Source organism: Candidatus Hydrogenedentota bacterium, from assembly GCA_019695095.1.
In the GTDB taxonomy this organism is placed as follows: domain Bacteria; phylum Hydrogenedentota; class Hydrogenedentia; order Hydrogenedentales; family SLHB01; genus JAIBAQ01.
The window spans coordinates 1-16,052 of record JAIBAQ010000140.1; the positions used below are offsets into that span (position 1 = coordinate 1).

Annotated in this window: 8 protein-coding genes; 6 read left to right on the forward strand and 2 right to left on the reverse strand. The window is 60.1% G+C overall.

Translation table 11 applies throughout. The features are described 5' to 3' along the window. The 6 genes from K1Y02_19000 to K1Y02_19025 all read left to right on the forward strand — a co-directional run. Window positions 1-2,227 (forward strand): beta-galactosidase (locus tag K1Y02_19000; protein MBX7258459.1); only part of this gene is annotated, 2,227 nt, incomplete at its 5' end. 49 nt (window positions 2,228-2,276) lie between these two features. Beyond that, entirely contained in the window at window positions 2,277-3,944 is a 1,668-nt protein-coding gene (locus K1Y02_19005) for an FAD-binding oxidoreductase (GenBank protein MBX7258460.1), read from the forward strand. Between the two features lie 97 nt (window positions 3,945-4,041). Beyond that, entirely contained in the window at window positions 4,042-5,148 is a 1,107-nt protein-coding gene (locus tag K1Y02_19010; GenBank protein MBX7258461.1) for a glycosyltransferase family 4 protein, read from the forward strand. Between the two features lie 109 nt (window positions 5,149-5,257). Beyond that, entirely contained in the window at window positions 5,258-6,001 is a 744-nt protein-coding gene (locus K1Y02_19015) for an ABC transporter ATP-binding protein (protein ID MBX7258462.1), read from the forward strand. A 10-nt stretch (window positions 6,002-6,011) separates the two neighbouring features. Further along, on the forward strand, window positions 6,012-7,643 hold the full coding sequence (locus K1Y02_19020; protein ID MBX7258463.1) for a putative ABC exporter domain-containing protein: 1,632 nt from the start codon (window positions 6,012-6,014) through the stop codon (window positions 7,641-7,643). Window positions 7,644-8,116: 473 nt separating this feature from the next. After that, on the forward strand, window positions 8,117-12,169 hold the full coding sequence (locus K1Y02_19025; GenBank protein ID MBX7258464.1) for a PAS domain S-box protein: 4,053 nt from the start codon (window positions 8,117-8,119) through the stop codon (window positions 12,167-12,169). Between the two features lie 99 nt (window positions 12,170-12,268). Here K1Y02_19025 and K1Y02_19030 read toward each other — a convergent pair whose 3' ends face one another. Together K1Y02_19030 and K1Y02_19035 are read right to left on the reverse strand one after the other, a co-directional pair. After that, a complete protein-coding gene (locus K1Y02_19030) occupies window positions 12,269-15,394 on the reverse strand; it encodes a glycoside hydrolase family 127 protein (protein MBX7258465.1) in 3,126 nt (1,041 codons plus the stop codon). Window positions 15,395-15,531: 137 nt separating this feature from the next. Continuing rightward, window positions 15,532-16,052, reverse strand: a 521-nt coding sequence (locus tag K1Y02_19035) for a hypothetical protein (protein ID MBX7258466.1), incomplete at its 5' end; no start/stop codon positions are given.

A 16,052-nucleotide genomic window follows, 5' to 3' on the forward strand; every position in this document is an offset into this window, starting at 1 on the left:
GGGCAAAGTCGATACGGTGGCTGTCTTGTCGGATTGGGCGGCGCTCGAACCGCGTGAAGGCATCTACGATTGGTCGTTGATCGATAGCGCGATACGGTTCTGGAGCGAGAAGGGCAAGAAGATCCACCTGCGCATTTCCACCGACGCAATGATCACCAACGGGCGAATGGACGGAGACGGCGGCGCGCCCGCGTGGTTGTACGATCTCAGAGTCGGAAAAATGACCCGCGAAGAGTGGGGCAAACAGATCGCGCTCCCGGATTACACGAACCCTATCTACTTGCCGAGACTGCGTTTGTTCCTTACTGCCTTGGCCGATCACATGCAACCATTTTCGGCCATCGAGGCGGCGGACCTGCGCGGCTACGGCATGTGGGGCGAGTGGCACAGCGGCCACGACATGCCCGATATGGACACGCGCATTCGCATACTTCGCGCAATTGTCGATGCGTGGCAGGACGCGTTTGCCAAGCGGCCCGAGCCGTTCTTTTTGTACCTCAGCACGTCGTGGGAGTATCGCGACGATCTGCTGCCTGCCGGGCTGGCCAGCCGCGGCAACCCGCCTCCCAGCTACGAACGTTATGTGACCGGATCGGCGTTCGACTACGCATTCTCGCTGCCCCGCGTCGCGCCGCGCCGTGACGGTGTTGCCGGGTATATCTACAATAATCTCGACGGGCGGTTGATGTGCGACGTGTGGCAGAGCCAACGCAAGCCCTTCATAGCAGAATTGGGTGGGGCGGTGTCGGTGTTTGAGCGTGGCGAGCGATGGGGATACGACCTGCAATCGGCGCTTGACGAGGCCCTTCAGTACCACGCGAACTACATCATGCTCTGCAATTGGGACGTCGGCGTTATGGATACGGTACAGGACTTGAGCGCCGCGCCGCCCGTTCAGTTCTACAATACGCATGGTGCCCTGATGGACGCCACGTTGCGCGAGATGGGCTACCGGCTCGTGCCCGTGTCTATCGACGTGCCGGATCGTATAGTTCCCCGTCGGCCCTTTCACGTGATGCACACATGGGAAAACCGGGCTCAGGGCCGTCTCCCGTATCCCTACCGGTTCGAGATTTCGTTGGAGCGCGACGGTATAACACGCTGGCGAGGCGTAGACTCGGTATTCGATCCAACGAATATCGTTCGCGGCGAGACGTTTCGCTGGGTTTCGACGTTCGACTTGCCGGATCACGGATTCGACTCGGGCGACTACACCGTTCGAATTTCGCTGGTCAATGATGCGGGCACCCAACGCATCGCGCTGCCAATCGAAGACGGCAAAGGCAATACGTACCGGATTGGCGCCGTACATGTCGCACGCGAGACGAGTACGCGCGCTCCCCTTCCATTCGAAACCTTCGAAGGTGAAGAGTCGGCTGCGTATCGCATCGACGATTCCCACGGACAACGAACCAGCGACGCAGCCCAAGTCGTTCGCGGTGCGCGGAGTGTCGAAGGTGTAAACAAGGGTGAGCAGGAGTGGTGCGAATTCCTTCAGTCGAATCCTTCATCCCTTGCGTTGGAGCCTAACGGCGTCTATGTGGTGAGCTTCCTGTATCGGCCAATCGAAGCGCACGGTGGGACGCTGGAGGATCCCGGCTTCTTCTATTTCTTGGCGCGCTCCGACAGTGGCGGAATTTCGGAGGACCGGGGATTCACGCGCTGGCGAGATCAGCCCGGGGTTGGCGCGGCTGCGAAGACGGTCGTTGTGGCGCTGGCTCCTCACGGCGATTACCGGCTGATGTGGGGCATTCGCAAAAAGGGCGCCGTGGCGATCGATGATATCTGCGTAACGCGTGTTCCCTCAGACAACGTGATATACGCTGCCGTTTCGCCCACGGAGGCGAACGGCTTCAGGACTGCTTCCCTGGAAGTCGCCTTCGATCCCGCAACGCGCCAGCCACGGTCCAGCGAAGTCCTCACGACCGATCCGGCACTAGTGCGCTTATCGCCCAACACGCGCTACACATTGTCTTTCGATTATGAATCGCGAGTCGACCCCCAGTTTGGATCGCATGCGTGGCTGAAGTTGCGTGCTCGGAGCGATAGCGGCAAGCCTGATCGCGTGCTTCTCAAATGGGCTCAGCGTTCCGGCAGTCGCGAAACCAAGTACGTCACATTTACAACCGGTCCGAGCGAAGGCGACGCATTAGTCTGGGGCTTCGCAAACGGCGGCTCCTGCCGTGTCGATCGTGTGACGCTCTTCTCCAACCCCGCTCACGGCTAGACATTGCCGCCGGTGCAGACTAACCTAGTATGAAAGGGGGGGGATTTGTATGCAGCCGGAGCGAAATGACGTGGGTATCGATCGGGGTAAGTTGCGCTGGAACGGATGGGGATGGATTGATGCGCCCGACATGCTCGGCGAGCGCGCGAATGATGTCTGGCGTTGGGTCGGCCACACGTTGGCTGTCGACCCGCTTCCCAATACCCCCGCGGTACCGCTGTCTGAAATCGCATTGCCGCCGATTCGGTTGAACGCTCAGACCTTGCGCGAACTCGGCGCGTTGACGTCGCCGGACCGCGTCAAGACAGATTCATACGAGCGCGCATTTCATGCGCGCGGCAGAAGCTATCCCGACATGCTTTGCCTGCGTAGTGGCCGCATAAATCCGGCCCCGGATGCGGTCGTGTATCCAGCAAGCACGGACGAAGTGTTGGTCGTCGTGCGGTTTGCCGCCGAGCACCGAATTGCCCTCGTGCCCTTTGGCGGAGGATCGAGCGTGGTGGGCGGCGTGAACGCGCAGTCGAACCCTAATCAGACGGGCATTGTTACGCTCGACATGACGCTGATGAACCGCGTGCTAGGAATCGACGCAGAAGCCCGGGTGGCGCGTATCGAAGCGGGGATCTATGGTCCGGCCCTTGAAAAGGAACTGCAGGCGAAAGGCTTCACGCTAAGTCATTACCCGCAGTCGTTCGAGTTTTCGACGCTCGGCGGTTGGATTGCCGCGCGCGGCGCCGGTCATCAAAGCAATCGCTACGGCAAGGCCGAAGACTGGTTACTTTCGGCTACGTTGGTGACGCCGGCGGGCTTGTGGAAGACAGAGGCATTCCCCGCGTCGGCGGCGGGCCCACAGTTCAACGATCTGGTCCCGGGTTCCGAAGGCGCGTTGGGCGTAATCACGGAAGCGGAAGTTCGCATTCACCCGGTGCCCGAGGCGAAGGACTATCGCGGCTACATTTTCATGGACTATTCGGCGGCGCTGGTCGCGGCAAGAACCTTGATGCAGTCGGACGTGCATACCGCCATGATTCGCCTCTCCGATCCCGACGAGACTTACTTCCTTCAAGCCCTGCACATGGGTGGAGAAGCGGATCGCTCGGCTCGGTTCTGCCTGATGCTGGTGGGCATTGAAGGAGACAAGGCCATCGTCGACGCATCGCGCGAGCGGAGCCAGGCGATCGTCGAAGCGAATGGCGGCATGCATATGGGGGATCATTTCGGGACGGCGTGGTACAAGGGCCGGTTCACGATGCCATACCTTCGCGATCCGCTGATGGATCGCGGGCTTGCCGTCGATACGCTGGAGACGGCGACGCGGTGGTCCAACCTCGGTCATCTCCACGCGGTCATCACGCAGGCTATCGGCGATGCGATGGCGGCGCGCCCCGGTTTGCCAGGGTCGAAGGGCATCGTCATGGCGCACGTGAGCCACGCGTATGAAGACGGCGCCAGCCTGTATTTCACGTATGTGTACGTGCGCGATCCGGACGATCCGTACGGTCAATGGCAATCAATCAAACACGCGGCTTCCGAAGCGATTCTCGCGAACGGCGGCACGATCAGCCACCATCACGGCGTGGGCACGGATCACTTGCCGTATCTCTTGCGAGAAAAAGGACAGTTGGCTTTGAACATGCTCCGGGCTGTCAAGAGCCAGGTCGATCCGCTCGACATCCTCAATCCGGGAAAGTTGATCCCAAAGGATCGGCAAGGGTGAAGGAAGAACAGGGACTGACGCAAGCGCAGCGAGCAAAGCGAGCGGAGACGGGTCTGTCCCTGTTTTTCGAGTCTCCGTTCTTCGGGTCACCGGCATCGTGAGCACCCGTATTGCCGTCGTGGGGGCATGTCCCTTTCCCGTGCCGCAGGGATCGCAGGTGTTCCTGAAGGACACCGCGCTGACGCTGCAATCGCACGGATACGAGGTTCACCTCGTCGTCTACGGGTACGGCGAAAGCGAGGAAGACTTCGGATTGCAGGTTCATCGCTCGACGCGCGTACCTGGAGCCAGGCGGACGCAGGCCGGTCCCTCGCTGCACAAACCGTTGCTTGATCTGTTGCTCGTGCGCACGTTGCGCCGCGTCATGAGGCGCCATTCCATCGACGTGGTGCTCGCGCACAACTACGAAGGACTGCTGGTGGCGCTTGCGGCCCGCGCGCGCGCAATCGTGTATCAGGCACACAACGCCATGGTGGACGAACTGCCGCATTTTCTGCCGTTCGGCCGCATTGCGGAGTTTGTTGGCCGCCGGCTCGATCGGACATTTCCTCGCCTCGCTCAACACGTAGTCGCGCCGCACGCGGGGTTGGGGTCGTACCTCATGGCCTGCGGTTGCACTCCCGCGCGGGTGAGCGTGTTGACCCCGCCGGCAAACGCCGGCTGGTTTTCGGATCCCATTGTCTCGGAGACACCGCCTCCGGTCGTGTATACCGGGAATCTTGATTCGTATCAGAACGTCGCATTTCTGGATCACGTGATCGCGCGCGTGCGCGAACAGATGCCGGAAACGCGCCTTCTCGTGGCGACGAATGACAAGCGGCATGTCCCCCACGCGGAGATTATCCGCACGCCGGACTTCGACGCCCTCAAACAGGTGCTATCGCGGGACTGCGTGGTTGTGTGTCCGCGCGTGTCCTGGTCGGGCTATCCGATCAAACTGCTGAATGCGATGGCCGCGGGCCGCGCGATTGTCGCGTGCCGGAGCGCGGCGCATCCCCTCGACCACGGCCACACCGGTCTCATCGTGGACGACAACGACGAAGCGGCCTTTGGCGACGCAGTGGTCGAGCTGTTGCGTTCTTCCGAGAAGCGCCTGGCATTGGGCATGGCAGCCCGCGAGCGCGTGCGCACGGCCCACACCCCGCAAGCGTTTGCGGAGGCACTGGAACGTATTTTCGAGAGGGTGCTGAGCTACCCGCGGTGACCTTCGGCGAGGGGTTCGTTGCGGCAAGCCCCGTCCGGCTGGCAATATACGTCCTTTCACAGCGGGGAGCGCCGCATGGGCGCAGCAACCTCAGAAAGCGGTACATGCCTTGATTAGCGTTTCCGGATTCAACAAAACCTATCGCGACACGGTCGCGGTGGGCGATCTATCCTTCGAGGTGAAGCCGGGGGATATCCTCGGGCTTGTGGGTCCCAATGGCGCGGGGAAGACCTCGACACTGCGGAGTATCGCCGGGATCATCCCGCCCACGGCGGGGCAACTCATCGTCGCGGGTCACGACATCGTGAACGACCCTATCGCGGCCAAGATGCGGCTGGCGTACGTCCCGGACGATCCGAAGCTCTTCGACACGCTCACCGTGTGGGAACACCTCGACTTCGTCGCATCGGCGTATCGCGTCGCCGATTGGAAGGGCAAGGGCGAGCGCCTGCTGGGGCAGTTCGAGTTGGAAGAGAAGCGCAACACCATGGCGCAGGAACTGTCGCGCGGCATGCGGCAGAAGGTGGCGATTTGTTGCGCGTACCTGCACGAACCGCAGGTCATTCTCTTCGACGAGCCGCACACGGGCCTCGACCCGCGCGGCATTCGCACCATGAAGAACTCCATCCTCGAACGCGTCGAAAATGGCGCGTCGGTCGTGGTCAGTTCGCACATCCTCGAACTGGTCGAAGACATGTGCACCCACTTGCTCATCTTGCACAAGGGCAAGCGCCTCTTCTTCGGAAAGCTTGAAGAAGCGCGCGCGGCCTTTGCAGGCGTCGGCGATGCCTCGCTTGAAGAGTTGTTCTTCAAAGCGACCGAGGGGGATGCTTCCCCCGAATCCACGTCGTGAGGCGGCCAGCATGGCAGTAATGCATCCCGCTCTATGGAAACTATCGCGCCTGCGCCTGACCGGCATGAAGCGCCGCGTGTTCCGTGGCGCCAAGACGCCCCGCGGCGCCATCTTCTTTGTCGTAGGCGTCATCATGATCGGGCTGTGGCTCGGGCCCACTGTTGTCATGTCGTTTGCCTTGCCAAAGGACCCGAACGATCTGGCAAGGCTCCATTCGCTTGCGCCGATGATTATTCTGGGTATGTGCATTCTCTCGCTGGCCACCTCCGCGGGCGAACGCGCCATCTACTTTAGTCCGGGCGAAGTGGACTTTCTGTTTGCGGGCCCATTCGGCCGGCGCGAATTACTGATCTACAAGATTCTGGGCGGACTGGCAGGCGTTGTTTTCAGCGCGACTATCTTCTCGATCATGTTCGCGCGCATGGCGGCATCGTGGCATGCGGCATATCTCGGCACGTTCCTCGGCATCGTGTTTGTGCAGCAGTTTACGATGGCGTTCATTCTGCTTGGCCAGACAATGGCCGAACATGCCTACACGCGCGTGCGCAAAGCTTTCTTGTACGGCGTCGGCGCATTGGTCGCCGTGGCGGTCGGACAAGTCCTGATGCTCCGCAGTTCGGGCAACGCGCTTGAGGTGATTCAGCGCGCGCACGAGTCGTCCTTCCTCAAGTACGTTCTCTTGCCGCTGGAACCTTTCGCGCGAACCATGACGGCGGCCGCCCCCGCGGATTTGGCGTTGTGGGGCGCGGTCTCGTTGGCCGTAGATCTCGCGCTCTTCCTGTTTGTCATTCGATTGGATGCCGAATACCGCGAAGCGGCGGTTCATGTCAGCCAGAAGATGTACGACCGCATCAAACGCGCCCAGCGCAGTGGCATGGCGCAGACCTCGAAGGCCGGCGCGAAGATGCGCCGGGTGTCGCAGTTCCCGTATTGGTTCGGCGCGGGTCCTGTTGCCTGGAGGCAAGCCGTCAATCTCGTGCGCAACTCGCGAAGCATCGTTGTCTTCATGTTGTTCATGGGGATCGGCGTCGCCTTGCCGTTTTCCGGTAAGCAGGGAGACGCGGCCCAGGTCTGGGCATTGATAGCAGGCTTGATGGTCTGGTTGACCATCTTCCTCAGCACGATGCTCCGTTACGACTTCCGATCGGACATCGAGCAAATGGACTGGCTCAAGATGATGCCCTTGCGCGCGAGCGCCATCGTGGCGGGTCAATTCGTGGTCCCCGTGGCCTTGTGCAGCCTCCTGCAAATTGGACTCGTCGCGGCGGCCGTGGCGTATGCCGGGCGCCCGGGCGCGTTGCTGCTCGCGATCCTGTTCGCGCCGCCCTTGAACACGCTGCTGATCGCCGTCGACAACATCCTCTTCCTATTGTTTCCAACTCGGCTCGCTGCGTTTAGTCCGGGAGACATTCAGCTCTTTGGACGGCAGCTCCTGTTCATGCTGCTCAAGGTCATTTCCGTGGCCTTGGCGTGTGGTGTCGCCGCGCTTGCAGGAGGCGCCGCTTACTTGGCCCTGGGCGCCTCCGTGACCGCCTTCGTCGCCGTAAGCTGGATTATCATGATGCTCTTCAGCATCTCGATGATCCCCCTGGCTGCGTGGGTGTTCCGCCGATTCGACGTCAGCATGGACACGCCTGCATAACGGTTTGCGCACAGGTCCGGGGTTGACTTGCGCAGGCTCCGGCAAGCGCCTAAACCGTGTGGAGAATAGGACTAGCCTGACAGTGGATTGAGCGAGAAACACATTTTACTAGCTTCCCTTTGATTTCTACTGTACAATGAGCTTGTCCTAAGGGCAAGTGTCTTGAGCGTGGGAGGGTGCATTTCGCTCAATCTCACCTGAAGTCTGTCTGCGCCATTAGGGTCAGGCAGGGGACGATCTCAATTTGACGTCTCGCAAAATAACTGAAGGCACAACGCCCATACCTTCCGGCGGAATCTGCGCGCGGATCGATAGATTCAGTTCACCCAGTCTTGTGCTTAACGATCGTACAGTTTTACGGCGCACGACACTGGTTCAAGCGCTGTTTAATCCCATTTGCTTTTCTCCTGCAAGCAGTAAGGTGAAGTTGTCCGCTTCATCTTGCGCCTAAGCCTTGGGGCGAGGAGATGACGATGTCGTCTAGACGCCGCTACAGTGAAGCAACGTCGATCCCCCTCCGGACCGTCCTGGTGTACACAACGGCGGCGGCGTTATGGATTGCGTTGTCGGACACGCTGGTCGCGCATATCAGCCCCAATCCCCAATGGGCAACCGTTATGAGCATGCTCAAAGGGTGGGGGTTTGTCGCCGTTACCGCGCTGCTTCTCTACGTATCGCTCTCGCGGTGGCTGCGCAGGCTCGCTCAAGAAACCTCGGATCATCTTCAGGACCTCGAACGCCTGAACGCGGTGCAAAACGCATTGCAGGACGGCCTGATCGTCTTTCGCGCCGTGCGCGAAGGCGGGCGTATCGTTGACTTCCGGTATGAGTACCTTAACGCTGGAGCGGAGCTACTTCTTGGGCGTAACGGATTGAACGGGCGCACCCTGCTGGAAGCTTTCCCGGGTGTAAAGAACCATGCCGCCATGGAGCAAATGATCCACGTGGTAGAAACCGGGGAACCGGCGACTGCGGATTACTTGTACGATGCAGACGGCTTGCATAATTGGTTCAGTCACACCTGCGTAAAACTGGACGATGGAGTGGTGCTGCTATTTCAAGACATCTCCGGACGTAAGGCCGCCGAGGGAGAGCTGCGAAAGCTCTCGCGAGCCGTCGAGCAGAGTCCTGCGTCCATCGTAATCACGAATGCAGAAGGCGACATCGAGTACGTCAACCCCAAGTTCTGCGAAATCACCGGATACACGCGCGGGGAAGTTATTGGAAAGAACCCGCGTGTTCTCAAGTCCGGTGAGATGCCCGAAAGCAAATACAAGGCGCTCTGGAAGGCCCTTACGTCTGGCCAGGAATGGCGGGGCGAATTCCATAACCGCAAGAAAAGCGGCGAATTGTTCTGGGAATTGGCCTCCATTTCGCCTATCGTCGATGCAGACGGTTCGATCACGCACTTCATTGCCGTCAAGGAAGACATCACAGAACGAAAGCGCAGCGAGGAAGAGCTACGGCGAATGAATCGCGCGCTGCGCGCCCTGAGCGAGTGCAACGAAGCGTTGGTAAGGCCTACGGATGAACAACACCTGTTGGAAGATGTCTGCCGGATTGTCCATGAAGTGGGCGGGTATGTCTTCGTGTGGGTCGGTCTCGCCGAGGATGACGCCAATAAAACGTTGCGCCCCGTGGCATGGGCGGGCCGCGAGGAGGGCTTTCTGTCCCAAGTCCGCTTTTCGTGGTCAGAGGAATCGGACTTGGGAAGGGGTCCGATGGGGAAAGCCGTTCGCACGGGAAGCATCCAGGTCCTCCAGGATTTGGCCGCGTCTCCGGAGTACGCGCCGTGGTTCGCGGAAGCAAGCAAGCGCGGGTATGCCTCGGGCATCTACTTTCCTCTGCTTGGCGATAATGGTGCAATGGGCATCTTGGCAATCCTTTCAGACGAAAAAGGCCGCTACCAGGAGGAAGAAATCCGGTTGCTCGAGGAGCTCGCCGGAGACCTTGCGTTTGGCATGAGGACACTCCGGGCCCGCGTGCGCCACGCGGAGACGGAGCTTGAACTCTCGCAGAGCCAAGACCGTTTCTACCGCCTGTTTTATGAAGCGACCGAGGGCATCGTATTGGCGGAGGCTGAGTCGGGCGAAATCATCGACTGCAATCAGGCATTCGTCCATATGAGCGGCTATCGGCGCGAGGAATTGCAGGGCCGGCCGCAAATGATGCTGCATCCCGAGACCGAGCGCAAGGGACAATTCAGCCGCTCTTTCGCGGAGCATCGATCGACCACGGGAGGCGCGCTCTTGTCTGCAGACCTGTTGTGTAAGGATGGCAGCATCAAGCAGGTGGAGATTAAGGCCAGCTCGTTGGAGTTCGGAGGACGAAGGATTATCCAGGGGTTCTTCCGCGACGTCTCCACGGAGTTGCAGCACCGGAGGGAGCGCGAATCTAATTTGCGTCTGCTCCAACTGGTGAACGAAAACACGGAAACCACCGACCTAATCCGCGCAGTCACGGGGCACTTGCAGGAATGGATGGAGTGCGAGGCGGTTGGAATTCGACTACAGCAGGGAGAGGACTTTCCCTATTTCGAGACGTGCGGGTTCTCGAAAGAATTTGTACGTACCGAGCAATTTCTGTGCGCGCGAGACAGCGCGGGCGAGATACTCCGCAACGCTGAGGGCAATCCAATCTTGGATTGCATGTGCGGCAACGTGATTCAAGGCCGATTCGATCCATCGAAACCGTTCTTCACGGAGAAGGGCAGCTTCTGGACGAACAGCACGAGCGAGTTGCTCGCAAGCACAACCGAAGACGACCTCCAGGCGCGAACGCGTAACCGATGCAACGGAGAGGGGTACGAGTCGGTCGCCTTGATACCGTTGCGTTACGGCGCGCGGACCCTGGGACTCCTGCAATTCAACGACCGCCGGAAGAACCTGTTCACCCCAGAGTTGATTGCCTTCATCGAGAACGCAGCCGACCAGATTGCGGTAGCGTTGGCGCAGCGCGAAGCGCAAAGAGCGCTACGGATTAGCGAGCAGCGTTTCCGCGATGTAAGTCACGCGGCCGGTGAGTTCATCTGGGAATTGGACGTAGATACCCGCTTCGCCTACTTGAGCGAACGGGTCGAGAGTATCTTGGGGTACCGGCCCGAAGAGCTGATCGGGACGAGCTTCTTGGAACTTGTGGGACCGGCTGAGCGAATGGAGTTGGAGCGGTTCTTTCGGGAGCACGTGCAGTCCCGAGATGCGGTGCGCGATTTGGCGATATGCATGCGCGCCAAAGGAGACCGTCCGGTTTGGCTGCAGATAAGCGGACTTCCTATTCTCGACGCTGCGGGAGAGTTGCAGGGGTTTCGCGGAGCCGCAATGGACGTGACCGAACGCAAACTGGGCGAGATTGAGACGCGCAAACTGGAAGCCCAGTTGTTTCAGGCGCAAAAGATGGAATCGATCGGACGACTTGCGGGAGGCGTGGCGCACGACTTCAACAACATGCTTTCCATCATCCTCGGTTATTCACAGTTCGCGCTGAAACGTATCGACAAAACCGATCCTATCTACGGCGACCTTCAAGAAATCCTAAACGCGGTGAGGCGTTCGAGCGATCTGACGCGTCAATTGCTGGCATTCGCGCGCCAACAGACAACACAGCCCCGCGTACTCGATCTGAACGACACAATCTCCGGAATGTTCAAGATGTTGCGAAGACTCATCGGTGAGAACGTCGAGCTCGTCTGGGTGCCGGGCGCCGAGGTCTGGCAGGTCTTCATGGATCCGTCGCAGCTCGATCAAGTGCTCGCAAATCTCACCGTGAATGCCCGCGATGCCATCGCAAGAAACGGTGTGATCACGATCCACACGGCCAACGCCACCTTGGGCGAGGAACAACGTCCGGACGATCCATCGTTTGTTCCCGGCGACTACGTAGTCGTCAGCGTAACGGACACCGGATCGGGAATTCCCGATGAGGCGATAGAACACATCTTCGAGCCGTTCTTCACGACAAAGGAATCGGGCAAAGGCACAGGCCTTGGATTGTCTACCGTGTACGGAATCGTGAAGCAAAACGGCGGATTCATCGATGTGAACAGCACGATCGGCAGCGGGACTACATTCAACGTCTACCTGCCTCGAAGCGAGAACACGCCGAAAGATGTGACGGGGCCGTCCACCGAAATGGCACCGCCCAGCGGCACCGAAACGGTTCTACTGGTTGAGGACGAGGAAAGCGTTTTGAGCTTGCTCCGTCGAGGACTCCGGGGATTGGGATACAACGTCTTGTCCGCGACTACGCCGCTGCAGGCCGTACACATTGCCAAGAACCACGTCGGACCGTTGGATCTGTTGCTGACGGACACAATCATGCCGGAGATGAACGGGCGCGAACTGGTGCAACAACTTACGGCGTCGCGCCCGGAGTTGAAGTACATTTACATGTCCGGATATCCCGCGGATGTGATTTCAAAGCAGGGGATTCTCGCCGAAGGCGCTCCTTTCATTCATAAGCCATTCTCGATTGAAAGCATGGCGAAAGAGATTCGTCGCGTGCTCGACGGACGACAGGACTCCAACTGAATTCGCCCTGATGTGCACAAGCCGCCGACGCTGCTGAGCGCCGGCGACTTGTGCTCACAAACGAGCGCGCACGACTCCACGACTAATGGGTTGGCTACGTTACTTCTTCTCGGGGAGCCACGTCACGTAGTGGTTACCGCTTTGGCCTGCGCTGGACAAATCTACCAGAGGCAGCACGGTTCCATCGGCGGCTTTCAAATTGAACAGTACCCACGGCGGCAACGCGCCGGAGATTGGCTGCGGCTCGAAGGTCAACTTGGCCGTGTCGATTACAGGCAGATTGTTAGGATCGAGATCGCTGTAGCGGCCATCAAACGTCATCAACAGCGGACCACGGAATACCGAGACGCGCCCCTCGTAGTTCTTTTCACCGCGCCAGAGACGGGGCGTGAAATCGAATTCGATCGTGATTACGTCGCCTGCTTTCCACGCGCGCTTCAGTTCGGCGTAAGTCTCCGGCTTCACGTTGGCAACCCGTTCGCCGTTGACGGCGATCTTCGTGTCGGCGGACCAGAAGGGTATCCGCAACCACAGCGGGAAGGTGGCAGATTTGTCCGGATTGACCGCGATCTCAATGTGGTTCGAGGCCGGGTACTCGGTATTCTGCGTCAGCGCGACTCGGTTACCGTCGTCCAACGCACCGATCATCGATCCCGGGCCGTAGAAGTTGACGACGAGCCCGCCGTCGCGTTTCATCAGTCCCCAGTCGGCGATCATGCCCACAGCGCGATTGGCGTTGACGGCGCAACAGTTGAGGTCAGGGCCCGCTTTGGGCGATTGCCACGACAATTCCACGCCATATGTTCGGGTGCCGTTCATAGGAACGTTGTAGGCGCAGGCGCGGCCGCTATAGGGAATCGCGCCGAGCGCGCTGTTCAACGTACTCCACTCGATCTCATCCGCGACTCGGCTTTCGCCGGTCATGCGCAACATGTCGATAGACATCGCGATCCATGCGATGGTGCAGCAGGTTTCAATAGCGCCCGGATCGTAGGGATGACCGACAAATCCTTCGCCGGCCGTCGCGCCGCCGGTGTTGTGGCGATCGCTGAGCCCGTCGCGCCAGATGTGTTCGAAGCCTTTCTTGTACTGCTCGTCGCCGGTCAGCCAATACAGTTCGGCGAGGGCTTGCCAATCGTGAATCGCTTCCCACCGGTGCTGCGGAAACTCCACAACGCGTTTGCCCGCCAACGCCGATTCGAGGTAGTGGCCCGCTCCGGGCTCGTTCCACGCATCGTGCACAATGTACTTGGCGAGGTCGAGATAACGAGGTACGCCGGTCTTGAGATAAAGCAAGACGAGGCTATGGCACACGGCCATGTTCATCTGCCCGCCGGAACCGTCGCAGGTAAGCGTCGGTCCGCCAGGGCCAAATGTCTCAAAGAGCAAATCGGCGGCCTTGCGGCACGCATCCAGCGCGGGCTCGTACCCCGTGTCTTCGTAATAGAGCATGAGGCCCAGCATGCAATGGTAATGGCCCCAGATGTCCCAATTGGGACCTGTCAGCCGCGTGGACTTGGGGAAAGGTCCGAGATAACCGTCCGGACCTTGGCACGCGATCAGGTCGCGCACAAACGTGTCGATGGTTTCCTTGAGCGCGGTGTCTCGCGTGACGCGCCACGTGAGTTCGGCGCCCGTGAGATACTTCCCGGCAAACTCCCCGGCCCACGGCATCAACGGGTCGCGAACGGGGGTCTTGTCTCGGTCACGAAAAACTTGAAGGATCGCAGGACTCGACTCAGGGGTTTCGAGGAAGTAACGCCGAATGATGTTGTCGATGCGCGTGCGCAAGTAGCCATGCAGATCGTATTGCGCTCCCGCGAGGATGTCCTGAACCGGGAGTGCGCTGCGCTGCGGCGCGGACAACGCCGTCGTCGCGCTCCAATCGTAGAACGACACCTTATTCCGGCTGGCTTCGGTGGTTCCGTTGTCGTTGCTGGCAACAACATTCCAGTAAAGCGTCTTGCCGGAGAATTTCGCCGTGGGAATCTCGATGGAAGTCTTCAGTCCGGCATCGATGCGTTCCACCGCGTCTTTTGCGTCCGGGGCTTCGTAGAACTTGACCGCGTAATTGCGCGCGCCGGGAGAAGCGCTCCATGCGAAGACCTGGCTTGTGCGGCCCCTGCACAGCGACTCGCTTGCGGGTGAGGTAAGTGAAAACGCACCGGGAGGCGGCGGGGGATCGCCTTGCTTCTGCACGGCGCAAAGAGAGTAGAAGGCGCTCGACTCGGCGAGGCAGGCCGTCTCGGCGCGCAGCCAGGAATCCGATCGCGCGGCGCTAGCGACGCGAACCTCATCCATGACGCCGTTGAACCGCCATGACTCGAAATGCGCGACTCCGCGCCCAATGCGCACCTCCTTGACCTCCAGCGGCCCGGTCAACGCGTTGTCCTTTTGAAGGGCGGTTCCGTCGATGCAGACCGTGCGCGTTTTCGTACGAGCGTCATACACGACAGACGCCGAATGCCATTCGTCGGGCGTAATGCCTGCAAGGTTGAGTTCAGGTTGGCGGTTGCCGCGGCTTGCCGCATTCGTGTGCAGCGTGTTGGGCATTCGCATGCCAAAGTTGAACCACTCCTCCGGCCCTTCGCCCTTGGTGCCCGAGGCCAGCGTCTGCATATCGGGCTTGGCCACTGCCCGGAAGCGCGTCACGATGGTGATCTGCTCGCCAATTCCCGCTAGCGCAGCCGGGTCAATCGCCAAGTGTCCTCCCGGCTCCGCGAAAGACGCGCCATCGCCCACCGTAACCGAATCCTTCGCCGTTACAACCGCCCCCTTGCCCGAGGAATCGTCCAGGTTGCCATTCAGGTGGAGCACGGCGCGGTAGGACTTGTCCCAGACTGGTGAGTTCTTTAGTGAGTCGGCCTTGGGGTTGCCAAAGTACATATACAGGCTTTGAACAGGCGTGTTTGCGGCAATACGCGGAACGAGGACAGTTGCCTCAAGCACCTTGCCATCCGTGCGCGCAATTTCAGTCGAGAGTACGTTCCCGGAAATATCGACGAAACGAACATCGCGGGCGTCGGACTGTACGGCCCCGGAAGGCAGAGCGTTCAGGTCGATACGGAGAGAGAGCGGAAAGTTCGCGAGATCTTCACTCAAGAGTGACGTGTTCAGGTCGATGCATTGCCGGAACTGCCAATCGGGATTCCACCACGCGTCATCGGCGTACGTTCCCGAGACACAAATGCTGAATAAGCATGCAGACAGCAATACACGATTCATTACATGATCTCCCGGTATGAACTCATCCCCCCCCGCAGAAGGGTATTCGATCCTCCCCGAAAGAGCAACCCGGCGGGCCAAGTTTTCACTCGAACCCGCCGGGTCGATATGCCAAACAGTAGCCCCTATGTCAAAGACTACTGGGTAGCCGCAGGGGCCTCCGGAGCAGGTGCCGCAGGAGCTTCGGGAGCAGGCGCGGGAGCCGGTGCTGCCACCTCAGGTGCCGGAGCCGCAGGTGCTTCGGGAGCGGGTGCAGGTGCCGGTGCTGCCGCCTCAGGCGCAGGTGCCGGTGCTTCAGGCGCTGGTGCTGGTGCCGGGGCTTCCGGCATGGGCGCAGGCGCGGGCAGCGGGACCAACTCCGTGGGAGCCGCAGGGGCTGCCTCCGCAGGCGGCGCAACTGGAGCTACTTCTGCCGGGGCTTCGGGTGCCGGGACTGGCGCGAGCGGTGCCGCGGGCGCAGCGTCACCCGGCGCGGCAGGAGCCGGCGCTTCGGGCTGAAGCAACGTTGCGCTGGCGGGAAGGACCTCGAGTACGTCCATCGATTCCGCCTTAAACAGAATGCCCTTCCCTTCCACCGCGAACGGATAAGCGCCGTTCTCTTCCGCGCCGAAGTGCAACACGCGCTCCGACCCGTCTTTCATGGCAATCCTGATCGTGG